Annotated in this window: 20 protein-coding genes; 9 read left to right on the forward strand and 11 right to left on the reverse strand. The window is 62.3% G+C overall.

The genetic code is table 11. The features are described from left to right. Positions 1-14 precede the first annotated feature (14 nt). The 5 genes from DKY63_RS22820 (at position 15) to DKY63_RS22840 (ending at position 4,528) form a co-directional block, all read left to right on the forward strand. A complete protein-coding gene (locus DKY63_RS22820; RefSeq protein WP_110966167.1) occupies positions 15-317 on the forward strand; it encodes a MazG-like family protein in 303 nt (100 codons plus the stop codon). Continuing rightward, a complete protein-coding gene (locus DKY63_RS22825) occupies positions 317-1,066 on the forward strand; it encodes a methyltransferase domain-containing protein (RefSeq protein ID WP_110966168.1) in 750 nt (249 codons plus the stop codon). The genes DKY63_RS22820 and DKY63_RS22825 overlap by 1 nt, the downstream gene beginning before the upstream one ends. A 12-nt stretch (positions 1,067-1,078) precedes the next feature. Further along, positions 1,079-1,687 (forward strand): DUF4136 domain-containing protein, encoded by a 609-nt coding sequence (locus DKY63_RS22830; protein ID WP_110966169.1) that lies wholly within the window; start codon positions 1,079-1,081, stop codon positions 1,685-1,687. A gap of 55 nt (positions 1,688-1,742) precedes the next feature. After that, complete coding sequence (locus DKY63_RS22835) at positions 1,743-2,303, forward strand: DUF4136 domain-containing protein (protein ID WP_110966170.1); 561 nt, start codon at positions 1,743-1,745, stop codon at positions 2,301-2,303. 233 nt (positions 2,304-2,536) lie between these two features. Then, the gene (locus DKY63_RS22840) at positions 2,537-4,528 is read left to right on the forward strand and encodes a pilus assembly protein TadG-related protein (RefSeq protein ID WP_110966171.1); all 1,992 of its coding nucleotides are present in this window, start codon (positions 2,537-2,539) and stop codon (positions 4,526-4,528) included. Here the strand turns inward: DKY63_RS22840 and DKY63_RS22845 are convergent. Together DKY63_RS22845 and DKY63_RS22850 are read right to left on the reverse strand one after the other, a co-directional pair. Then, the gene (locus DKY63_RS22845) at positions 4,525-7,266 is read right to left on the reverse strand and encodes a PAS domain-containing sensor histidine kinase (RefSeq protein ID WP_110966172.1); all 2,742 of its coding nucleotides are present in this window, start codon (positions 7,264-7,266) and stop codon (positions 4,525-4,527) included. The two genes, DKY63_RS22840 and DKY63_RS22845, sit on opposite strands and share 4 nt — an antisense overlap. Beyond that, on the reverse strand, positions 7,263-7,703 hold the full coding sequence (locus DKY63_RS22850) for a TadE/TadG family type IV pilus assembly protein (RefSeq protein WP_110966173.1): 441 nt from the start codon (positions 7,701-7,703) through the stop codon (positions 7,263-7,265). Before DKY63_RS22850 ends, DKY63_RS22845 begins: the two co-directional genes overlap by 4 nt. A 75-nt stretch (positions 7,704-7,778) precedes the next feature. Here DKY63_RS22850 and DKY63_RS22855 point away from each other — a divergent pair, with 75 nt between their 5' ends. Together DKY63_RS22855 and DKY63_RS22860 are read left to right on the forward strand one after the other, a co-directional pair. Next, positions 7,779-8,249 carry a prepilin peptidase gene (locus DKY63_RS22855; RefSeq protein WP_110966174.1) on the forward strand — a complete coding sequence of 157 codons (471 nt, stop codon included), beginning with the start codon at positions 7,779-7,781 and terminating at the stop codon, positions 8,247-8,249. Positions 8,250-8,348: 99 nt separating this feature from the next. Then, positions 8,349-9,131 (forward strand): response regulator transcription factor, encoded by a 783-nt coding sequence (locus tag DKY63_RS22860; protein WP_110966175.1) that lies wholly within the window; start codon positions 8,349-8,351, stop codon positions 9,129-9,131. Between the two features lie 612 nt (positions 9,132-9,743). Here the strand turns inward: DKY63_RS22860 and DKY63_RS22865 are convergent. Genes DKY63_RS22865 through cpaB form a run of 8 tightly spaced genes read right to left on the reverse strand, consistent with a single transcriptional unit; the run spans position 9,744 to position 17,250 of the window. Beyond that, positions 9,744-10,034, reverse strand: a complete 291-nt coding sequence (locus DKY63_RS22865) for a DUF3613 domain-containing protein (RefSeq protein WP_110966176.1) — start codon at positions 10,032-10,034, stop codon at positions 9,744-9,746. A gap of 11 nt (positions 10,035-10,045) precedes the next feature. Beyond that, entirely contained in the window at positions 10,046-10,759 is a 714-nt protein-coding gene (locus DKY63_RS22870) for a tetratricopeptide repeat protein (RefSeq protein WP_110966177.1), read from the reverse strand. Positions 10,760-10,769: 10 nt separating this feature from the next. After that, the gene (locus DKY63_RS22875) at positions 10,770-11,660 is read right to left on the reverse strand and encodes a type II secretion system F family protein (protein ID WP_110966178.1); all 891 of its coding nucleotides are present in this window, start codon (positions 11,658-11,660) and stop codon (positions 10,770-10,772) included. Beyond that, positions 11,657-12,541, reverse strand: coding sequence for a type II secretion system F family protein (locus DKY63_RS22880; RefSeq protein WP_110966179.1), 885 nt, complete (start codon positions 12,539-12,541; stop codon positions 11,657-11,659). The genes DKY63_RS22875 and DKY63_RS22880 overlap by 4 nt, the downstream gene beginning before the upstream one ends. A gap of 10 nt (positions 12,542-12,551) precedes the next feature. Continuing rightward, positions 12,552-13,832, reverse strand: coding sequence for a CpaF family protein (locus DKY63_RS22885; protein ID WP_110966180.1), 1,281 nt, complete (start codon positions 13,830-13,832; stop codon positions 12,552-12,554). Beyond that, complete coding sequence (locus tag DKY63_RS22890) at positions 13,829-15,016, reverse strand: AAA family ATPase (protein WP_110966181.1); 1,188 nt, start codon at positions 15,014-15,016, stop codon at positions 13,829-13,831. Before DKY63_RS22890 ends, DKY63_RS22885 begins: the two co-directional genes overlap by 4 nt. Further along, a complete protein-coding gene (locus DKY63_RS22895) occupies positions 15,013-16,275 on the reverse strand; it encodes a type II and III secretion system protein family protein (protein ID WP_110966182.1) in 1,263 nt (420 codons plus the stop codon). Before DKY63_RS22895 ends, DKY63_RS22890 begins: the two co-directional genes overlap by 4 nt. Before the next feature lie 21 nt (positions 16,276-16,296). After that, positions 16,297-17,250 carry a Flp pilus assembly protein CpaB gene (gene cpaB, locus DKY63_RS22900; RefSeq protein ID WP_110966183.1) on the reverse strand — a complete coding sequence of 318 codons (954 nt, stop codon included), beginning with the start codon at positions 17,248-17,250 and terminating at the stop codon, positions 16,297-16,299. A 324-nt stretch (positions 17,251-17,574) separates the two neighbouring features. Here cpaB and DKY63_RS22905 point away from each other — a divergent pair, with 324 nt between their 5' ends. Both DKY63_RS22905 and DKY63_RS22910 read left to right on the forward strand, forming a co-directional pair. Next, positions 17,575-17,787 (forward strand): Flp family type IVb pilin, encoded by a 213-nt coding sequence (locus DKY63_RS22905; protein ID WP_110966184.1) that lies wholly within the window; start codon positions 17,575-17,577, stop codon positions 17,785-17,787. 72 nt (positions 17,788-17,859) lie between these two features. Then, on the forward strand, positions 17,860-18,273 hold the full coding sequence (locus DKY63_RS22910; protein WP_110966185.1) for a response regulator: 414 nt from the start codon (positions 17,860-17,862) through the stop codon (positions 18,271-18,273). Between the two features lie 1,036 nt (positions 18,274-19,309). Here the strand turns inward: DKY63_RS22910 and DKY63_RS22920 are convergent. Beyond that, positions 19,310-20,977, reverse strand: a complete 1,668-nt coding sequence (locus tag DKY63_RS22920) for a ShlB/FhaC/HecB family hemolysin secretion/activation protein (protein ID WP_110966186.1) — start codon at positions 20,975-20,977, stop codon at positions 19,310-19,312. Positions 20,978-21,007 lie beyond the last annotated feature (30 nt).

The following is a 21,007-nucleotide window of genomic DNA, read 5'->3' on the forward strand; positions in this document are numbered from 1 at the left end:
TTCAGGAGAGCCCGATGAACCTTGTTGAACTGACCGAACGCCTGCACGCCATCCGTGACCGCAATGACTGGCGGCAATTTCACAGCCCGAAAAACCTGGCCATGGCCGCCAGTGTCGAAATGGCCGAGCTGGTGGAGATTTTCCAGTGGCTGACCGAAGACCAGTCCAAACAGTTGCCTGCCGAGAAGCTCGCCCATGCCGGGCAGGAGATCGGCGATATCGTGCTCTATCTATTGCTGCTGTGCAGTGAGTTGGGCCTGGACATGAATGAAGTGGTACGCAGCAAGCTGGCCGACAGCGAACGGAGGTTCAGCTGATGAGCGACCGTCATTTCGATCAACTGGCGACGCGTTTCGCGGAAAAAATCTACGGCGGCGCCAAAGGCGCGATTCGACTGGCCGTGCTGCAGGCCGACCTCGCCGAAGCCCTGCCGGATCGCCCGCTGCGGGTGCTGGATATTGGCGCGGGTCTTGGCCATATGTCGTTGTGGCTGGCCGAGCGTGGGCATCAGGTGACACTGGCCGAGCCGGCCGAACCGATGCTCGAAGGCGCCCGCCAGCGCTTCGCCGAAGCCGGGCAAACCGCAACTTTCATCCAGGCACCCTGGCAGGCGCTGCTCGGCCAGCTCAACGAACCTTACGATCTGGTGCTGTGCCACGCCGTGCTGGAATGGCTGGCCGAACCCCACGCGATCCTGCCGGTGTTGCATCAACTGACCAAGCCCGGTGGCTGGTTATCGCTGGCGTTCTACAACCGCGATGCGCTGGTGTATCGCAACTTGCTCAAGGGCCACTTCCGCAAGCTGCGCAAGAACGACATGGCGGGTGAAAAACAGAGCCTGACCCCGCAGCAGCCACTTGATCCACGGGAGCTGGCGGCGCAACTTGAAGGTCTGTGGCAGGTCGAAATACAGAGCGGGGTGCGGGTTTTTCACGATTACATGCCCGTGGAATTCCAGGCGCGCGCCGAGTTGCTGGACTTGCTCGAAATGGAGCTGGCGCACCGCCGCCACCCAAGCTTTGCCGGGCTTGGGCGTTACTTGCACTGGATCTGTCGGCCGGTCTGATCGGAGTTTGAAATGAAGAGTCGTTCAGGGTTGCTGCTGATCTGCCTGGGACTGGCTGCCTGCGAGGGCACCAACCCGTACGTGGCGTCCTCCAACCCGATTCCCCCGGCGCCGCCGCAGGCCGCCACCACCTTCGACCGCAGCGCTTATCCGGCTGCGCCGCGAGATTACGGGCGCTATCGCAGCTGGGCGTGGCTCGATGGTCACCTGCCGCCGGGCACCAGTTGGGCGGACTCGGAGCAGGTTGCCGAAGCCGTCAGCAATGCCCTCGATCAACGGGGGTTGCGCCCACTGCATGACAATCACCCGGCCGATCTGTTTGTCAGCGCCGACCTGCGCCTGGAAACCCGCCTGCGTCAGGTTCAGGACGACTATGGCGCTTATGGCTATAGCGGTTACAACGGCTATGGTCCCGGCTACGGCATGTACGGCTCGGTGCCGGTCGTGCGCACCTATTCGGAGCAGGTTGTGGTGGTGCACGTGAACTTGTTCGACGCAAAAAGCGGTCAGCCGGTGTGGAGTGCCAGCGCCGAAACCGGTCATCGCGGTACCCAGAGTCAGCAAGTGGACGCCATTCGGGAGGCTGTGGAAAAGGCAATGTCGGCGTATCCTCCCAGTTAGCTTCTTGTAGATAAGAAGCATTTCGCTGGTTCATGTCTTCATCCGGAGAATCATCATGTTCCGCCGTTTCGCTTTACTGGTCGTGGCAGCGCTGCTCAGTGCCTGCGCCGCCAACCAGGTCAATCACGACTACGATGCCAGCCGCGACTTCGCCGCCTATCGTAGCTGGAGCTGGAAAGAACCCGCCCTGCAATACCGCCCCGACGACCCCCGGATCAAGAGCGACCTGACCGAGCAGCGCGTGCGCCAGGCGGTGACCGAACAATTGGACCAGCGTGGACTGCGTCCAGCCGCTGCGGGCGCCAAGGGCGACCTGAATGTGCAGACGTATCTGATTGTCGAGGATCGCCAGCAGCAGGTGACGACCAACTACGGCGGCGGTTGGGGCAATCCCTGGAATGGCTACTGGGGCGCGCCGATGTACAACGAAACCCGCAACATCACTTATAAAGTGGCGACCATCCAGATCGATCTGCTCGATGCCAGGGATGGGAAACTGGTGTGGCGTGGCAGTGACGAGCAGATCATGAGCCGCACACCAAATCCTTCGGATCGCAGCACGGCGATACACGATACGGTGGCCCGCATCCTGGCCAACTATCCACCTCACGGATAGCCACCACCTCCCCCTGTAGGAGCGAGCCTGCTCGCGATGGACGTCAACGATAACGCGCCCTGTCTGAATGAACGCGTTGTCCATGCGACCATCGCGAGCAGGCTCGCTGCTACAGGGGGAGATTTTTTTGCTGGCTGAAATGGCAAGTTGCCAGCAACCCCTCCCACCCTTGACTACACTGCATCACACCCATGGAGGCAGTGCTCGGCAGTGAGCCGGACAAGGAGTGCACGATGTCGCCCCGCACGCAGTTTCGCGGCCCGACCCGGCAACGAGGGGCGATCGGCCTGATGGCAGCCGGGACCCTGGTGCTGGCGTTAGGGTTCACCCTGCTGGCGGTCGACTCCGGCAGGCTGTACATGGAAAAACGCAGCTTGCAGCGCATCGCCGATGTGGCCGCGCTGGAGGCCGTCAGCCGCAATGGAGACTGCCAGTCCCCAAACTTCAGCGCTGCCGGCTATGCCCTGGAAAGCGCCACCCGCAACGGCTACAAGGCCGCCGATGGCATGACCCTGAACACGGCCTGCGGTTCGTTGCAGACCGGGGCTAACAACCTGCGGGCCTTTGTGGTCGACGCCAGCAAAACCGAAGCGATTCGCGTGGTCGTGACCCATACCGTCGCCACCAGCATTGCCGCGGGCATCCAGGCGCTCTTGAGCCCGGGCCCGGCCAGCCTGACCACGCAACTGTCAGCCACGGCTGTCAGCGCGCCGGCCATCCTGCCGCCACTGGCCAGTCTGACCATCGGCAGCACGGCGCTGGTGGTCGACGCCAGCAAATCCGCCACCCTCAATTTGCTGCTGGGGCAGATGCTCGGCGGCAGCCTCAACTTGAGCATCGCTGGCTGGCAAGGGCTGGTGGATACGCAGATCAACCTCCTGGGCTACCTCAACCAACTGGCCCTGGACGTGCACGTCACCGCCGGCGACTACAACCAATTGCTGAGCAAGAACATCGCCCTGAGCCAACTGCTGGATACGGCGATCACCGTGCTGCAGGCCGGCGGCCCGACCGCCAGCGTCGCGGTCAGCGGCCTGACCGGTCTCAAGGCAGCGGCAGGCAGCACCTCGATTGTCCTGGGCCAGTTGCTGCAATTGCAGACCGGCACGGCGTCATCGGGGCTCAATACCAATCTGCAGGTGTTCCAGTTGGTCGAAGCCTTCGTGCAGTTGGCCAATACCAAGAACGCGGCCATCGCCAACATCCCCCTGAACATCCCGGGCCTGGCCAATGGCGTGGTCAAAGTCAAAGTCATCGAGCCGCCGCAGTTGTCGGCCATCGGCAACCCGGCCCTGATCAACGGCCAGCTCAATGACCCTAACCGGATCTTCGTGCGCACCGCTCAAGTGCGTACGGTGCTGTCGCTCAACCTGCCGCCGCTGGCCACGATCAGTGGTCTGCTCAACGCCCTGACCAGCAACACGCTGGTGGGCGGCCTTACCGATACCTTGAACAATGTGCTGCACCTGAACATCGCCGGTGCCTTGAACTCGGTTTTCTGCACCATAGGCGGAACCTGCCAGCGCACCGACCTGAAAATCCTTCCCACGTCTTCCATCGATGTGGTGCTGGAAGTGGCCAGCGCCGACAGCCATGTCACGGCCTACAGCTGCGCCAGCGACGCCACCAAGACCCTGACCACCCAGACCAACACCTCTCTGGTCAAACTCAAGGTCGGCAAGATCGATACCGCGAACGCGTTTTCCTCGTCGGCCGACGTCACCGTGCAGCCGCTGGCGCTGATCGATGTCGGTGTGATCACCTGCACCATTCCGTTTCTGGGACTCGGCTCACCCACCTGCGATCCCGCGACCCGCAAACCGTTCTACGGCGGAGGGCTGGGGGTGAAGATCGACACCTCGATCGCCAGCACGCAAAGCTCCCACGTCTACAACCAGCCACCGGAAATCAAGAAGCCGCCGTTGTACTACAGCCTCGGCACGCAGGGTATCGTCAACAGCCTGAAAACGACCTTGAGTGGCGTTCAAGTGCAAGCCTACAAGCCCACCGGCTCAAGCTTGCTGGGGGATTTGCTGGTCGTCACCGGGGGCACTCTCAATGAAGTCAACAGCACATTGGGCAACACGCTCCAGTTGCTGGTCAGCCCGCTGGTCGACCCCATTCTCGACGGGCTACTCGCCAACCTCGGCATCACCCTGAACAAAGTCGATGTCGGCGCCAACCTGAGCTGCAAGCCGCCGGGCCGGCCAACGCTGGCGATCTAATCGGTCGGCACAATCGGCAGTTCAATGCAGAACTGCGCGCCGTCGGTGGAGTTGCGCACGCTGAGTTTGCCGCCCATGTTCTCGACGATGCCGTAACTCACCGACAGCCCCAACCCGGTGCCGACCCCCACCGGTTTGGTGGTGAAAAACGGCTCGAAAATCCGCTCCAGCAAACGCGGGTCGATGCCGCCGCCGTTGTCCTCGACCCACAGCCGCACCGACTGCTGGTCCCGTTCGGCATGCACTGAAATCCACGGCTCGAACGCCGAGTCTTTCTGGCACTTGCCCAGCAGCGCATCCCGGGCGTTGACCATCAGGTTGATCAGCACCTGCTCCAGCTGATCGACGTACCCCAGCACTTGCACCTCGAATCCGGGCTCGCTGACCCGCAGCTCAACGCCCTTGCCACGCATGCCGTCGGCCAGCAGCGACAAGGTGCCTTCGATGGCCTGGGCGGGGTTGAACGGATGCTGCTCGATTTCCGAGCGCCGGCCGAAGACCCGCATGTGATCCACCACCCGCGCCGCGCGCTGCACCTGGGCGTCGATGCGCTTGAGCTTGTCGGTCAGGTAGTCGATTTGCGCCTCACCTTTTTCCAGGCGCTTGAGCACATTGACGATGGCCATGCGCATCACGTTCAGCGGCTGGTTGATTTCGTGGGCCAGGCCGGTGGCCATCTCGCCGAGGGTGGCCATTTTCGCGCTTTGGGTGAGCTGCATCTGCGAGCGCCGCACTTCGGTGTTGTCGCGGCCCACGGCCTGAATCTCCAGTAAACGGCCTTGCGGGTCGAACACCCCGCGATCCGACCAGACCCACCAGGCATGTTCGCGGCCGGGCAATTGCAAGTTGATCTCGGCGGTGCTGACCGGGGCCTGCGGGCTCAACTGGCCCACGCGGCGGATGAACTCCTCGCGCTGCTCCGCGGACATCCAGCTGCCCAGGTTGATTCCCGGCAGTTGCTCCGGCGAGCACTCCAGATAAGTCGCCAGCGGCTGGTTGCCGAACGTCAGCGTCAGGTCCGGGCGGTAGCGGCAGATCATCGCCGGCGAGTCTTCCACCAGAATCCTGTAACGCTCCTCGCTCTGTTTGACCCGCTCGGCAGCCAGGGTCGCCTCGGTGACATCCAGCCACAGCCCCACGGCCTCGACCGGTAGACCCAGGTCGTCACGCAGCAGCTTGGCTTCATCGAGCAGCCAGTGATCCTCGCCACGGCAGTCGCGCAGACGATAGCGGGCGCTCACCGAGCCCTCGCGCAGCAACTGGCGGGTGCGCTCGAAATAGCGGTCGCGGTCATCGGGATGCAGGCGTTCGATCAGCGCCGCGCCGCTGCAATCTTCGAGCGTCCAGCCGAGCAGCGGCGTCAGGCTGTCGCTGAAAAACGTCGGCTCCAGCGCACCTTCGACATAGCGCTGCACGTAAATCACGGCGGGGGAGCGGGCGATCAGATTGTCCAGTCGGGCATGGGCGGCGGCGGCCTGTTGTTCCTGATTCTTGATGTCGCTGATGTCGAGCATGAAACCGACCAGGCGGCGGTTTTTACCGATGCCCAGGGCCTGGCCCTGCAAGCGATACCAGTCCGGTGGCGCGCCGGTGTCGGGGTGATACAGGCGCACGCACAGCAGCAGCGGTGTGCCGTCGTCCTGCAGGGCTTGCAGGCGGCTGCGCAGTTCTTCGCGGTCGGCGGGGTGCACCTGTTCCAGCCAGTCGGTCAAGGGCAGGCGTGCGCTGCCAAGGTTCAGGGTCGTTGCCAGTGACGGCGCCAATTGCACCTGGGCACTGTCGCTGAACACTTCCCACCAACCCGTGCCGAGCAGGGCTTGCAGCGATTCAAGGCGCTCCAGTTGCAGATGGTGCCGGTGTTCGCGCAAGCGCCCCAGCACGGGACCGGCCAGCGCGGCGGCAAATTGCAGCCAGTCGCGCTCGCTGACGTCCGGTGCCCGTTGTTGCACGCTGAAGCTCCCTAACAGCAACCACGCCGCCACGCCTTGGGCATCGTGGTATGGCACGACAAAACCCTCGGTATTGCCGAAGGTGTCTTGCAGGCGCGGGTGTTGCAGCAGGTTCGGCTGCTGGGGTGCCGAGCCGTTGAGACTGTCGAGGGCGGTGCCCAGACGCTGGCCGTTTTGCCACAGCTGGGGCGCATCAGGGCCGGTGTAGTGCTGGTGAATCTGCCAGGCCTGTTCCTCTTCATCGAGCAAGGCGAGGGCGATGCACGGGATGTGAAAGTGCTGGGCCAGGCATTGCAGTTGCTCGCCCAGCACCTCGGGCAAACGCGAAACGCTGCACAGGCGCAACTGCTCGCCGATTTGCAGCGCGAGCAGTTGGCATTGCTCGCGCTGGCGCGATTGCCGGCGTTCCTGCAACAGATCGCCGATGTCCAGCAACTGCAGGAGCCAGGCATCGTTCAGGGGTTGCACCCAGCCCCGCAGATGCAGGGGTTGGCCAGCGAGGCTATAGAAATCCAGATCGAGCAGTTGCCCCTGCCAGTCCGCAGGTGATCCTTCCAGCGCAAGGCTGTTGTGGGGCAAGAGATAGTCGAGCAGGTGCGGCGCCTGGGCACCAGGTGTCAGTTGCGCCAACAGATGCCTTAGCGGGCCGGTCAGGTGCAGCACCCCACCTTGCGCGTCCAGATGCATCTGCAGGCCGACACTGCGTACGGCCGGTGGCTCCAGAGCGTGCGGCGGCGGTGGCGGATGGCGGTTGAGCAAACGCCCGAAGAGTTTGTCTCCGGCACTCAAAATTGCAGGCTCGAACTGGCGTTGAGCGTGGCCGGCAAATTCGGCACCGGGCCGATGCCCGGCAGGTTCAGGAACGGAATGACCGCACTCAATTTACTGGTGGGGTAACTGATGCTGACCTTCAGCACGCCGGCCGTGTAGGTGGTGGTCACGTCGGTGTCGGTATCGAAATTGAACCCGGCGGGAATCCACGCCAGTTGCCGTTTCAACTCGTCCTTGGCCACGGTCTTCAGTGCGGTGTCGTATCCGGGGGTGGCCGGGTCCAGGGCAACGCTGCGGCGCACGGCTTCGGCGGTGGATTGATTGAACGATTGCATCAGCAGCAGCGGCAGGCTGTAGGTGACGATCGCGTAGAACACACCGAAAAAGATGACAAACACCAAGGCAAATTCAATCGCGGCGGCGCCTTTTTGCTTGCGGGGGAGGCTGGTTTTCATGAGTGCGTCTACCCTGACTGTCACTGCGTAATATCAGCATAGAATCATTCAGCCAAAAGGGACGTTTTTTACCGGATGCAGAGCATTGTCTTGTTGATCTGGCTGACGCTGTGTGCCGCGCAGGACGCCCGGCAGCGCCACATCGCCAATGGCCTGACCCTGGGTGTCGGCGCGCTGGCACTGGCCTGGCTGCTGTGGAGCGGCAACACGTGGCTGGGCGCGACCGCCGCACAGGGTGGTTGGGCGGCGCTGCTGGCGCTGGCCTTCACCTTGCCCGGCTATGCCTTGGGTCGGCTGGGCGCCGGGGATGTGAAACTTCTGACAGCCCTGGGTCTTGCGACCGACGGTCGGTATGTATTAGGCGTGTTTATCGGCGCCGGCGTGGCCAGTGTGCTGTGGTTGCTGATAGCGCCAAGAGTCTGGCTGCATGCAGGTCAATGGCTTAGAGAGCGTCTGCTCTATTTGCAGCCTGGACTGTCAAATAAACAACCCTTCGCACCCTTTCTGCTGGTGGGTTTTTTGCTGACCCTGGCCTGGATCCGTTAGTTGTAGAGCGCCCGGAGTGGGTCTACTTTCAAGAAGAGTTGTACAACCAGGGCTTTGGGTAGAGGAACGGTCAGTGTCTGGCCAGGCAGGGAGTTGCACGTGAACAAGCTTACCTCCGCAGTAAAAATCATGGTTGTGGACGATGAGTCATCGATCGTCGAATCCATTTGCGAATTTCTTGAGGACAACGGTTACCGGGCTGTTCCTTGTGATTCCAGTCAAAAAGCCATTGCACTGTTCAACGAAGATCCGGCCATTGGCCTGGTGCTGTGCGATTTGCACATGCCCAGGATGGACGGCATCCAGCTGGTTCAGGAGCTGCAACGGCTGAGCGGCAAACACCGGGCGTTCGAGGCGATCATGCTGACCGGGCGCGCAGACAAACAGGATGTGATCAAGGCGCTGCGCGCAGGCTTCGCCGATTACTTCCAGAAACCCGTCGACCCCACTGAATTGCTGGAAGGCTTGCAGCGCCAGGAAGCGGCCTTGCAGGAGCGCAACAAGGCGATGCAATTGGGGCATCTGAATCAGAAGCTGCAATACCTGTCCGAGTCGATCGATGATCTTTACCAGGATCTGGACAAGGTCCGGCGTTCGCCATCCTCGTCGGATGCGGGTGACGCTGAAGTCAGCGATGCCGATCGGGTCGAGATCCCGACGATTTTTCATCAGCTCTCGCCACGGCAGTTGGAGGTGGCGCGGCTGGTGGGCAAGGGGCAGACCAATTACCAGATTGCCTGTGAGCTGGGGATTACCGAGAACACGGTGAAGCTTTATGTGTCGCAGGTGTTGCGGTTGACCCATATGCATAATCGGACGCAGTTGGCGTTGGCGTTGTCGCCCAGCAGTTCCGGGTTGCGGCAGCGCGTAACGGCCCACTGATTCCTGTGGGAGCGAGCTTGCTCGCGATGGCTTTTTGATTGTGTACATATCCGTTGCTGCGGTAACGGCCGCTTATGGTTTCGCCCTTACGGCGAGTCACTTTTTTCAAACGCCAAAAAAGTAACCAAAAACGCTTGCCCCAGCGTCCGGCCCCTCGCTGGGGCTCGGCGTTCCTTCGCTCCGGCATTCATCCGGGGGCATCGCCTCCGGTTTGCTTCGCTGCACCTCCTCTCGATGTGTGCGGCTGCGCCGCACGGCGCTACGCGCCTGACCCCCGGATGAACGCCTCCACTCAGCCTCCCGACGGGGCGGGTGAATCAAGATCAAAAGCTTGCAGGCGAGCTAACGCTCGGCCTGTTGAGTGGTGAGGAGCGGAGCGGGTGTTCGCGATTTGCTCTTGCTCTTGTAGGAGCAAGGCTTGCCCGCGATGAGGGATTGCCATTCAGAGCTTCACCATCTGACCCACCGCCATCGCGAGCAGGCTCGCTCCTACAGGGTTGCATGCTGATCACAAAATTTGCCAACACCACCATTCACTGTAGGAGCGAGCCTGCTCGCGATGGCGGCCTGTCAGGCGAAGACGATTATTGGCTGGATACTCCTGATCCACCTCTATTGCCCCGACCCACTGTCCACCTTGCCCCCTTCATACTGATCAAAAAACGGCGGGATCTCATGTTGATAGCTCTTCAGCCAGCGCTGCATCGCCAGCTCCCGTTCCGTAGCGGTGGCGGTTTGCAGGGTGGGGGAGGCGGCGGTGTTGCTGCGTTGCAGTTGCAGCCAGTCTTCGGTTTCCCGCTGTTGCGGCGAGGACGGGCCGGCGTCGAGGGCGTGGCTGGTGAGCGGCAGAGCCAGCAGGGTGAGGCAGCAGAGGGTGATGCAACTGAGGGGGGTGGCTTTCATCGGTGGGCTCCCTACTGAAGGGCCGGGTTGGTCACGGCGGCGACTTGTGCGGTGGCGGCCGGGGTGGCCCTGGCCGGGGACTTGAGTTTTTCCGCGCGGGCCTGGGCTTCGGTGACCTGGGCCGGGCTCAGGCCGACGCGGCTGACCAGTTCGGCGGCACGGCTCCAGTCGTCCTGATAGATCAGCAGCGTCACCAGATTCAGCGCGGCCAGCGAGTCGCTCTGCTTGAGTTCCATGGAGGTGAGGAATTCGAAGCGGGCGTCTTCCAGGCGCAATTGATTGAGGTACACCACGCCCAGGTCGTTGCGGATTTTTTCGTCGGTGGGCGCCAGGCGTGCGGCGCGCTGCAAGTGGGCCTGAGCCTGGCCGTTGTCCCCGCGAGCCGCGGCGAGTTGGCCCAGGCCGTGTTCGGCTTCGGCGGCCATGCAGCCGCCGAGCAGGCTGCGGTACAAGGGTTCGGCTTCGCTGCGGCCCAACAGGCGATAGACTTTGGCCTTGCGCAGGCGCACGTCGGCCATGTTGTCCGGCAGGTTTTCCAGGTTGGCCAGGCTGGCGTGCAGTTTGCCGTCGCGAACCATGTCGTCGGCGAGGTTCAGCACCAGTTGTTGGTCGGAGCCCAATTTACCGCAACTGGCCGAACTGGTCAGGGCGCTCCAGGGTGTCTGGCCGTTGCTCGCGCAGCCGCCCAGCATCAGCAGACTCAAACCGGCTATCAGTGCTTTCATCTAATTCCCTCTAGGAAGCAAAGGCCCGGGCCAGGGCGGTAAAGCCCGGGCCGGCCAGTACGATCAACAACGCCGGGAAGAGGAACAGCATCATCACGACGGACATTTTCGCGGACATCTTGGAGATGTATTCCTGCAGGCGCGTCATGCGCCGGTCATCGAGCAATTGCTTGAGCGACAGCAGCGATTTCATGGCGCCGCCGCCCTGATGCAGCAATTGCTGAAGGATCACGCAGGTGTCGGTGAACTCATCCACCGCCATCAAGCGGCTGGCCTTGTGCAGTTCTTCACCCAGCTCCAGGCCTGAGTCGACCCGCGCCAGCACCAGGCGCAATTCATGGGTCAGGATCGGCAGCAGTTGTTTGCCATCGTTGCTCAAGACCCGCAGGGATTGCTCCACGGCCATGCCCGATTCGAACAGGATGCGCAGCAGCGGAATGAAGGTGGAAACCTCGATCGCCAGCTGCTTTTGACGATAGTGCGCCGCCATCGCCAGCAGGCGTTTGGGCAACAGATAGCCGATGCCGACCGCGAAGGTCGGGGCAATCCAGTGGTTGTGGATCTGTGGAAAAAACAGTGCCTGGACCAACAGGCTCAGGACCAGAGCCGCGAACGGCGCGCCCACCTGGAAGGCGGCGAAATACGCGCGTTTGCGCGCCGTGCGCCAGCCCAGGCAGTTGAGCAGCGTCTGGGTTTCGTTATCCAGGCTGGCGGTGCGCTGGCCAACCCGGCTGGCGCCCAGCGCATGCAGCCACTGGCTGAAGCGGGCTTCGCTCGGCGCTTTTCCGTCCAGGCGCTGCACCACCTGGCGGGCCCGCCGGCGTAATTCGAACACCACGCTGACCAACAGCAGGGACGCGGTCAGAAACAGCAGTGAGCTCAGCAGCATCGACGGGTTCATAGGCTTCGCAACATCCGCCACAGCGCCAGACAACCGAACACCTGCAAGCCGAGGGCGCTCATCAGCATCATTTGCCCCGAGCCGTCGTTCCACATACTCATCAGGTATTTCGGATTGGTGATCAGAAAGTAACCAGCGACGGACACCGGCAACAGCGCCAGCACGGTTGCCGTGACCCGGGTTTCACCGGTCATGGCGCGCAACTGGCGAGCCGCCTGTTCGCGCTCGCGAATCATCTTCATCAGGTTGTCCAGCAGCTCACTGGCGTTGCCGCCGTAGCGATGATTGACCTTCAAACCAAGGGCAAACAGTCGCAATTCGTCCTTGTCGTACAGCTCGGCCAGGTCAGCCGTGGCATCCGGCAGGCTCACGCCCAGCTGTACGCTGCGCTGCACCCGGCCCATGGCATCCTTGAGCGGATCGTCGGCGGCGTTGATGGCACTGAGTACCGCATCGGCCAGGGTGCGGCCGGATTTCAGGCTGCGCACGGTGTGATCGAGCAGCGGCGGCAGTTGTTCGATCATGCGCCGCAGCCTGTGCTGATACCGCCATTGCACATACATTCGCACCAGGACAGGCGGCAGCAGGGCCAGGATCAGCAAGCCCAGCCAGCCGCCCAGCATCAAGCCGAGCAGGGCACCGACCCCCCACAGCGTGAGCCACAACCCCAGACGCTCCGTGGGCCGACCCAGACCCGCCCGCAGGAAGGCGCGCTCCAGCGCTACCCAGGAGGTTTTCTGTGTGACAGGTTCCGGTTGCCCCCGGGTCAGACGCTCCAGTGCGCGTTCGGTGCCGGGCTGACGCAGTCCGCGTTGAAACAGGCGCCACGCCAGCCCGAGCAGTGCCAGGCAAACGAGTAACAGCAGCAACGGTATGAGCATGCCGTGGCCTTCAATACGTCGTGGGAGAAAACGCCGAATCCCGGCGCAGCTTGTCACCGGCGGGATTGATCGCCTCGCGCAGGAAACCGAAGCCGCTGTGCCGATCGAAACGAAACAGGGTGTTGGTGACATACACGTCCTCGCGCACGCCGATCACCTCCACCACTTCGCTGACGCAGCGGCGGCCGTCGGGCAGGCGCGTGAGCTGGATCACCACGTCCAGCGCCGCGCAGATCATCTGACGCAATGTCCGCTCGGCGATGCTGCGCCCCGTCAGGCCGACCAGGGTTTCCAGGCGCAGCAACGCGTCCTGGGCGTTGTTGGCGTGCACCGTGCTCATGGAACCGTCGTGGCCGGTGTTCATCGCGGTCAATACATCCACCACTTCAACGCCACGAATCTCGCCGAGGATGATCCGGTCCGGGCGCATCCGCAGGGCGTTGCGGATCAGGTCGCTGGCCTTGACCTCGCCATGGCCTTCGGCATTCGGCGGGCGGGTTTCCAGGCGCACGACATGGGGGTGGCCCAGTTGCAGTTCGGCCACGTCTTCGATGGTCACCAGGCGTTCGTGGGGGTTGATCAACTGGCTGAGAATGTTCAGCAAGGTGGTCTTGCCGGTACCGGTGCCGCCGCTGATCAGGATGTTGCAGCGCTTGCCCACCGCGTCCTGAAGGAACTCATAGATCGACTGGTCGATGGTTTGCATCGCCATCAGGTCGGTGCTTTTGAGCATGTCCTGGCGGAATTTTCGGATCGACAGGCAGGGGCCATCGAGGGCGATTGGCGGAATGATCGCGTTGACCCGGCTGCCGTCGGGCAGGCGCGCATCGACCATCGGCGACGACTCATCGAGCCGGCGCCCCAGTGGCGCGAGAATGCGCTGGATCACCCGTTCGACGTGGTGGGAATCGATGAAGCGCAAATCGCTCTGATGCAGCAGGCCGTCGCGTTCGATGAACACCCGGTGCGGGCCGTTGACCAGAATCTCGGTCACCGCCGGGTCGCGCAACAGCACCTCCAGCGGACCGAAGCCGGTGAGTTCGTCGACGAGTTCTTCGGCCAGCCGCTCCATCTCGTAGCGGGAAATCGCCAGGTGCAGGCGGGCAATGTACTCGGCGACCTTGTCGATGACGAACTGCGACAGCACCTGCCGCGAGCCCTCCAGCAGGTTTTTGCCGGACTCCTCGATGGCGTCGATGATGTAGCGGTGCAACACCAGCTTCAGGCCTTCATGGTCGGTGTTGCCGGCCACCCCGCGCTGGGGGCCGCCGAAGAGTTTTTCAGCGCTCATTGGGCACCTCGCAAGCGACTGAACCAGGACTTGGGTTTGGCCAGGTTTTCCGAGCGTTTGGCCAGGCGTTCGCCGAGGGTGCGCAAACTTTGGGTCAGCACTTCCCGGGGCGCCAGTTCGAACAGGGTGATGCCCTGGTTCTTGGCGTTCAGGCGCACCTCGGGGCTGTAGGCGAGGGTGGCGATGACTTCCATGCCGAAGCTCTTGCTCAGGGCGTCGGCGTCCGGCGCGACGGCGCGCAAGTAACGATCAACCAGCAATTTGGCGTGGTCGAGCTTCATGCCCTTTTCCCGCCACAGGTTGAGCACCGCGAGGTTGCGCCGGCAGTCGATCACGTTCTGGTCGGTGTACCACAGCAGCTTGTCGCAATGGCTGACGAAGGTGCGCAGGGCTTCGCTGTCGGGTTGGCCGGTGAGGTTCACCACGATGTGCTGGAAGTGCTGGCGCAGGGCGCTGAGCAGCATGTAGAGCTCGGCAGCGCTGGTGTGGTCCAGCGGCTCGTCGTTGCTGGCGTAGGCGAGGATGCGCAGGCCGACTTCGCAGCGGGTGAAGGCGCTGTCGATCAGGGTCGAGTCGAGGCGGCGCACGTGGCGCAGCGCATCACTGAAGTAGAACGAACTCTCAAGGCCGAGCAGGGCCAGGCTGTCACCGCGCGGCAGCCCCAGATCCAGCAGCAGGGTTTGCTGGCCGCTCTTCTGTACGACCTGTGCCATGTGGTTGGTGAGCAGCGCGCCATCGGCATTGCTCTGCACCCCGTACAGCACCGTCAGGCCGCCAAGCTGGGTGTTCGGTGCCACCGGCGGCAGGCGTTTGCCCAGGCGTCGCACCAGGCCGGCGACCTCACTGGAACGCGAACCATAGGCGACGAAATCCCTGGCGCCGGCGCGCATGGCATTGAGCACGAGCTGGTTGTCCATGCCGTCTCCCAGGGCGACGATGGCGAGTGTCGGCTTGGCTTCCAGCGCGCCTTCGATCAGCGCGCACTGGGCCACCAGATGTTCACGATCAAGGCCGACGAACACCAGGCTGGCGAATGTCACGTCCACCAGCGCCAGCAGTTCGTCGAGGCTGTCGCCGGGGGCGCTGACCACTTGTCCCATCGGCGCGAGGGCGCCTTGCAGCCATTCAAGGTCGGTGCTGTTGCGCGTCATCGCGAGGAAGGTCTGGCTCAGGCTCTGGCTCATTGCGATAACCCGCTGCGTTTGTCGAGGTCGCCGTTTTCGAGGAAGTACATCCGGTACCAGTTGGGGTCGTAGTTGCGCAGGTTTTCACCCGGCAACGACGGCAACTGTGCGTTGACCGCCAGCGGCTGGACCAGGTGCGGGGTCACGATCATCAGCAGTTCGCGTTCTTCGCGGTTGATCGATGAGCTGCGGAAAAACGCGCCGAGGATCGGGATGTCGCCAAGGCCGGGAAACTTGTTCACCTGCGAGGTGTTTTGCGTGCTGATCAAGCCGCTGATGACGAAGCTCTCACCATCGGCCAGGGAAATGCTGGTGTCGGTGCGACGAATGGTGAACGCCGGTACGGTGGTGCCGCCAATGGTGACGGCGTTGGTGTAATCCAGTTCGCTGACTTCCGGCGCGACCTTGATCGCAATGTGATCGTTGCTGACCACCGTTGGCGTGAGCGTCAGGCGGATGCCGAATTCCTTGTATTCGATGGAGTAGCTGTTGCTGTTGGCACTGGGGATCGGGATGGGGATCTCACCGCCGGCGAGGAAGCTGGCGCTCTGTCCGCTCAAGGCCACCAGGCTCGGGCGCGCCAGGGTGTAGGCAAAGCCGCTGCCCTCCATGGCATTGATGATCGCCAGGAAGTTACCGCCGCCGGCGACGATGTTGTACATGTCGTTGGCCAGGGGAATGCTCGGCACGGCGATGCGCGGATCGAGGTCGCGCAGCGGCAGCACCCGTGGCGTCACGGCGGTATTGGGCACGGTGCCGGGCGAGCCGAACAGGAAGTTCGAGGTCTTGCCGTAGATCGAGGTGCTGGCTTCCTTGAGTTTGGTGCGACTGACTTCGACGAAGCGGATGTCGGTCTGCACCTGCGAGGGCAGCGCTACGTCATCGGAAGGCAAGCGTGTGGCGGTGGTCATGGCCGCCGTCGCGCGGCCCTTCACAAACACCATGCTTTGGCGCGGCGTGCTGGCGCAGGACGTCCAGACCATCAGGCTGGTGGCCCCGGACGCCATGCCGGTGAGCAGGAAAGCCTGATTGCCGTTGACCCGCACGTCGGCGATTTTCGGGTCGCCCACGGCGATCCGGGTAATCGCCACCGGCGACTGGACTTCCTGTTGCAGTCCTTCGCCGACTTCCATCACGGCCGGCATCGCATTTAGCGCGGCGCAATTGCCGCTTGCCGCCAGGGCTGCCGTCATCGGCATGCCGCTGATCAAGGTGGCCCAGATCAAACCGTTGAACAACGGCGTAAAACGTCTGCGCATCAAAGGGCATCCTTGCTCGATTCAGGGGGTCTTTTGCGTGATTTCATTGCCGCGAATGACTTCCACGCCCGCTCTGCGCGCGGGAGTGGAAGCGCCAATGGCGACGACATTTTTCGGCGGCGGGGTCAGGGCCAGTTCGTTGAACTGGATCAGTTCACGGTCGGCGTTGGCCAGGTTGGCCGCCGAATCGCTTTCACCGGCCCAATAGCGGGCCAGGCGTTTTTCTTCGGCGCTGCGCACGGCCAGGCGCAACACCCCGGCTTGCGCGGCGAGCATCAGGCGGCTGAGCAAGGGTTCGGGCACGGCGAGCAGCACGGTGCGGGCGGCGGCGCGTTGCTGTTGCTGGCGCAGTTTGTCGTCGTTGCTGAGAGCCGGGCTGACCGGTTGGCCGTCATTGGTCAGGCCCATCTGCTCGCCCACACCCAGGACGCGCAAGGCGGGAATCACCAACTGGGACGAGGCCTGGGGATTGTTGGTCTCCATGCGCAGAAACAGCAGCACATCGACGTAATCCCCCGGCGACAATTGCCCGCCGGCGTTGACCACTTCATCCACGGCTACGGCCAGTGCGCGCTCATCGGGGCGGATCATCCGCGCCAGGCTGCCGCCGGCTTCGAAGCTGTCGTCACTGAGCCAGCTGCCGGCGCTCAAGGCGCGCCAGGGTGTGCGGCCAATGGCTTGATCGAGGCGGGTCAGGCTGCCGGCGGGGACGGTACGGAGTTTTTCCAGGGCCACGTCGTCGGCGGTGATTGGCGTAAAAGGGGCAACGTCACGCTGCAATACCACCACCGGATGGCGGGTGGCGTCTTCGGCCTGTGGCACGGGTGCCTGAGGTTGGGCGGGAGATGGCGAGTCAGTGATTTGCACAATGGGGGCGGGGGCAGGTTGGCGGCTCAGCGTCAGCCCCCAGTAACCGGCAATGACAGCGCCCACCAGTGACAGTCCGGCAAGGCTCAGAATGATACGGCTGTTCATGACGGCTCTCCCTTTCCCGCTGCTCTAAAAACTCGTTTATCCAACGAGACAACTTCGCAATCAGGCAGCTATGAACGTGAAACTATTTCGCTATTTGACCGTAGCGCAGCTAGAGCAAAACGCCATTACGAAACAAAGGAAAAAGCAGTAAATGCAAATGATTACGACGAAAGGAGCGGTTTTTTGGCGCCAACTAAACGACTAATACTTTGTGATTAATGCGTTGTTACAGTTGTAGGGGCGAGGAATGCCGACAATGCTGATGCTGGCATAGGGAAATCATGTTGCGCACATGCAACACCCGAGTGCTCCAGGAGATCGGTCATGTCTATTTCCAAAGTGGTTCAGAAGGTCAAATCGGAACTCATTTTTGCTTATTGCAGAAAGTTGGCCAGGGATACCGAGGGCGCTTCGGGTATCGAATACGCCATTGTCGCGGCGATGGTGGCGGTGGTGATCGTCGGATTTACTACGGATATTTCGAAAGGTGTTTCTGATACGTTTACCGCGATCAAAAATGGCATGACGAAACCTTGAAGCGTCGCTCTCATGTGCTATTGCTGAAGGCGGGTACTAATGTCAGTGCTTACTTTTTTGCCGGTGTCATCTATGAGTTCTCCCGTGCTTCCCCGCCAACAACTGCTTCTGGTCGATGACGAGGAAGACGCCCTGATCGAGTTGGCGGAGCTGCTGGAGGGGGAGGGCTTCAATGTCTTTACCGCGACTTCGGTGAAACTGGCGCTGCATCATCTGACCCGTCATCCGGACATTGCGCTGGTCATCACTGACCTGCGCATGCCGGAGGAGAGTGGCATGTCGCTGATCAAGCGGTTGCGCGAGCACACCTCGCGTCAGCATCTGCCGGTGATCGTGACGTCCGGCCATGCGGATATGGAGGATGTGAGCGACATGTTGCGCTTGCAGGTGCTGGATCTGTTTCGCAAGCCGATTTATCACGTGAGGTTGTTGGAGACGCTGAATAATCTGTTTCCCTTGCCTAATGTGCGGGTGAAGGGGTCATGATTTTTTGGTTGGGGACATATCCATTTCTTCGGTAGCGGCCACTTATTGTTTCGACCTGACGGTCGACTCCCTTTGGCAAACGCCCCAAAGGAAGCAAAGGTCTCGCCCCGGCGTCCGGCCCCTCGCCAAGGCTCGGCGTTCCTTCGCTCCGGCATTCATCCGGGGGCATCGCCTCCGGTTTGCTTCGCTGCACCTCCTCTCGATGTGTGCTGCTTCGCCGCACGGCGCTACGCGCCTACCCCCCGGATAAACGCCTCCACTCAGCCTCCCGAAGGGGCGGGTGAATCAAGATCAAAAGCGGCAGGCGAGCTAACGCTCGGCCTGTTGAGTGGTGAGGAGCGGAGCGGGTGCACCCCGTCGCCTGTAGGAGCAAGGCTTGCCCGCGATGGTGTCCTGAAACCCAACCTCACTCTTGCAGATGAACCAGATCCTGTGGGAGCTGGCTTGCCAGCGAAGGCGGCCTGACAGCCGACCAATGTCTTCCAGATGTACCCCACCCCCCCTGTAGGAGCGAGCCTGCTCGCGATGGTCGTCAACGATAACGCTGGCTTCCTGATACCCCGCGGTGTCCCGTCGTCCATCGCGAGCAGGCTCGCTCCTACAGGAGACCGCGATCTGCCTTTGCTTTGGCTTTTGATCTTGATTTTGATCTGCCCCGTCGGAAGGCCGAGTGGAGGTGTTCATCCGGGGGTAAGGCGCGCAGCGCCGTGCGACGTAGTCGCACACATCGAGAGGAGGTGCAGCGTAGCAAACCGGAGGCGATGTCCCCGGATGAATACCGGAGCGAGGGAATGCCGAGCCCAGGCGAGGCACCGTACGTCAGGGGATAAAAGCGCTTGGTTACTTGGCGCTTTTCCAAGTAACCCGCCGTAAGGGCGGAACCATAAGCAGCCATCACCCAGGAAACGGATAGGTACCCAATCAACAACACACACGCCAGCTGTAGGAGCGAGCCTGCTCGCGATGGTCGTCAACGATAACGTTGGAAGCCTGACACCCCGCAGTGTCCCGTCGTCCATCGCGAGCAGGCTCGCTCCTACAGTTGATAGCTGAAGCTGATGCTGTACCGCGCCCTGCGATTGAAAGTATCCAGCGCTACTTCCGACATCGGCTTGGCCGCCTCCAGCGCGATGTTGTAGTACCTGGCGTCGCCAAACCTCAGCCCCACCGCCGCCGATGACATGTCGTTGCCTTGCACCGGCAGTGTGTTGAACCAGGTTTTGGCGCGGTCCAGCACCACGTAGGGTTGCAGGATGCGCACCCAGTTACCCTCGCGATTGAAGCTGTAGTTCACCTCGTAGGCCGCGCCCCAGCCTTTGTCGCCGGAGGCCTGGTCGTCGGGGTAGCCGCGGCCGAAGTTCTGGCCGCCGAATACCGCGCGTTCGCTGTCGGGCAGGGTGTCGTCGCTCCAGTAGAACGCGGCGGACAGGACGCCTTGCCAGTTGTCGAAGAACTTGTCGCTTTGCACCCCCGACAAGCGCAGCCGGAAGAAGTCCAGGTCGAGGGTGGTGTTGTTGGTGTTGGCGCCCATGCCATCGATGCCCTGGTACAGCCCGCCGCTGAGGATGCGCAGTTGCCGGGTGTCGGCCTTGCGCCAGTCGCTTTCGAACGCCAGCGCGCGGATGTCGGTGCGCTGTTCGACACTGACGGGGAAGCCCACCACCTTGTAGCGGGTCTTGTCGTCGACCGCATAGAGGCGCGCGCCGGCACTCAGTTGTTGGTTGGGCGAGGCGATCAGCGGATGGCTGAAGCCGATGGAGTAGCGATCGTTTTCCCGATGCGGTTCCAGTTCCAGGCCGTTGTCCAGGCGCACATTGGAAGCCAGGTCGGCGCGGTAGCGAGAGGCGGACAGGAGCAGTTGCGTGCCCTCGGTGTTGAGGAACTGGTTGTAGTCCAGGCGGTAGTAATGTTCGTGATCGTCGCCCGGTGGGAACAGGCCGCTGAGGGTCAGCTGTTCACCCATGGCGGTCTGGGAATTGCTGCTCACGCCGAGCAAAGCCTGGGTACCGTTACGGTTGTCTTCGGTGGTGCTCAGGGTGCTGGTGAAGGGTTTGCGGCTGGCCTGGGCGATCAGGTGGGTGGCGCCGTCGGTGGTGCCCGGTGGCGGTACCTGGGCTTGCAGGGTGACGCCGGGGATGCGGCTCATCAGGGTGGTGTAGCGTTCGAAGGTCTTGCGGGTCAGCGGCCGTTCCGCCTGGAGTTTGGCCACCAGCTTATCCAGCAGGGCCTTGACCCGGCCGACGTCGCCCTGCAGTTGGTAGTCCTTGATGTAACCCTCCACCAACACCACGCGCGCCACGCCGTTATCGAAAGTTTGCTGCGGCAGGAAGGCGTAGGACAGCAGGTAGCCATCCTGTTGATAGCGGCGGGTGATGTTGCGGGTCGCTTCGATCAGCTCGGCGAGGCTGGTCTCGTGGCCCAGCAAGGGTTGATAAAGCGCGGCGAGTTCCTTGAGCGGGTAGATCGTGCCGCCTTCGATCTGCACGGTGTTGATGTGCACCTTGGTGCCCATCATCAACGGCTCCTGTGGTGCGCCGGGTTCGGGCACTTGCAGTGGCGCGGCGGTCGGGCGGTACGCATCCGCAGGCAGGTTCGGCACCGGCAGGTTGCGGATGGTTTCGTTGCTGTTGAGGAAGCTGGGCAAGGTATCGGCGAGGAGGGTGGAACTGAGGGAGAACGACAACAAGAAAGCCATGACGCGCATAAGACACTCCCTGTTCAATTCGCTGTAGCG

It is taken from the genome of Pseudomonas putida (assembly GCF_003228315.1).
Taxonomy (GTDB): Bacteria; Pseudomonadota; Gammaproteobacteria; order Pseudomonadales; family Pseudomonadaceae; genus Aquipseudomonas; species Aquipseudomonas putida_S.

Excerpts from the sequence above, each read along its gene's own strand:
- DKY63_RS22820 (WP_110966167.1), top strand. The coding sequence starts at position 15 with ATGAACCTTGTTGAACTGACCGAACGCCTGCACGCCATCCGTGACCGC.
- DKY63_RS22825 (WP_110966168.1), top strand. The coding sequence starts at position 317 with ATGAGCGACCGTCATTTCGATCAACTGGCGACGCGTTTCGCGGAAAAA.
- DKY63_RS22830 (WP_110966169.1), top strand. The coding sequence starts at position 1,079 with ATGAAGAGTCGTTCAGGGTTGCTGCTGATCTGCCTGGGACTGGCTGCC.
- DKY63_RS22835 (WP_110966170.1), top strand. The coding sequence starts at position 1,743 with ATGTTCCGCCGTTTCGCTTTACTGGTCGTGGCAGCGCTGCTCAGTGCC.
- DKY63_RS22840 (WP_110966171.1), top strand. The coding sequence starts at position 2,537 with ATGTCGCCCCGCACGCAGTTTCGCGGCCCGACCCGGCAACGAGGGGCG.
- DKY63_RS22850 (WP_110966173.1), bottom strand. The coding sequence starts at position 7,703 with ATGAAAACCAGCCTCCCCCGCAAGCAAAAAGGCGCCGCCGCGATTGAA.
- DKY63_RS22855 (WP_110966174.1), top strand. The coding sequence starts at position 7,779 with ATGCAGAGCATTGTCTTGTTGATCTGGCTGACGCTGTGTGCCGCGCAG.
- DKY63_RS22865 (WP_110966176.1), bottom strand. The coding sequence starts at position 10,034 with ATGAAAGCCACCCCCCTCAGTTGCATCACCCTCTGCTGCCTCACCCTG.
- DKY63_RS22870 (WP_110966177.1), bottom strand. The coding sequence starts at position 10,759 with ATGAAAGCACTGATAGCCGGTTTGAGTCTGCTGATGCTGGGCGGCTGC.
- DKY63_RS22875 (WP_110966178.1), bottom strand. The coding sequence starts at position 11,660 with ATGAACCCGTCGATGCTGCTGAGCTCACTGCTGTTTCTGACCGCGTCC.
- DKY63_RS22880 (WP_110966179.1), bottom strand. The coding sequence starts at position 12,541 with ATGCTCATACCGTTGCTGCTGTTACTCGTTTGCCTGGCACTGCTCGGG.
- DKY63_RS22885 (WP_110966180.1), bottom strand. The coding sequence starts at position 13,832 with ATGAGCGCTGAAAAACTCTTCGGCGGCCCCCAGCGCGGGGTGGCCGGC.
- DKY63_RS22890 (WP_110966181.1), bottom strand. The coding sequence starts at position 15,016 with ATGAGCCAGAGCCTGAGCCAGACCTTCCTCGCGATGACGCGCAACAGC.
- DKY63_RS22895 (WP_110966182.1), bottom strand. The coding sequence starts at position 16,275 with ATGCGCAGACGTTTTACGCCGTTGTTCAACGGTTTGATCTGGGCCACC.
- cpaB (WP_110966183.1), bottom strand. The coding sequence starts at position 17,250 with ATGAACAGCCGTATCATTCTGAGCCTTGCCGGACTGTCACTGGTGGGC.
- DKY63_RS22905 (WP_110966184.1), top strand. The coding sequence starts at position 17,575 with ATGTCTATTTCCAAAGTGGTTCAGAAGGTCAAATCGGAACTCATTTTT.
- DKY63_RS22910 (WP_110966185.1), top strand. The coding sequence starts at position 17,860 with ATGAGTTCTCCCGTGCTTCCCCGCCAACAACTGCTTCTGGTCGATGAC.
- DKY63_RS22920 (WP_110966186.1), bottom strand. The coding sequence starts at position 20,977 with ATGCGCGTCATGGCTTTCTTGTTGTCGTTCTCCCTCAGTTCCACCCTC.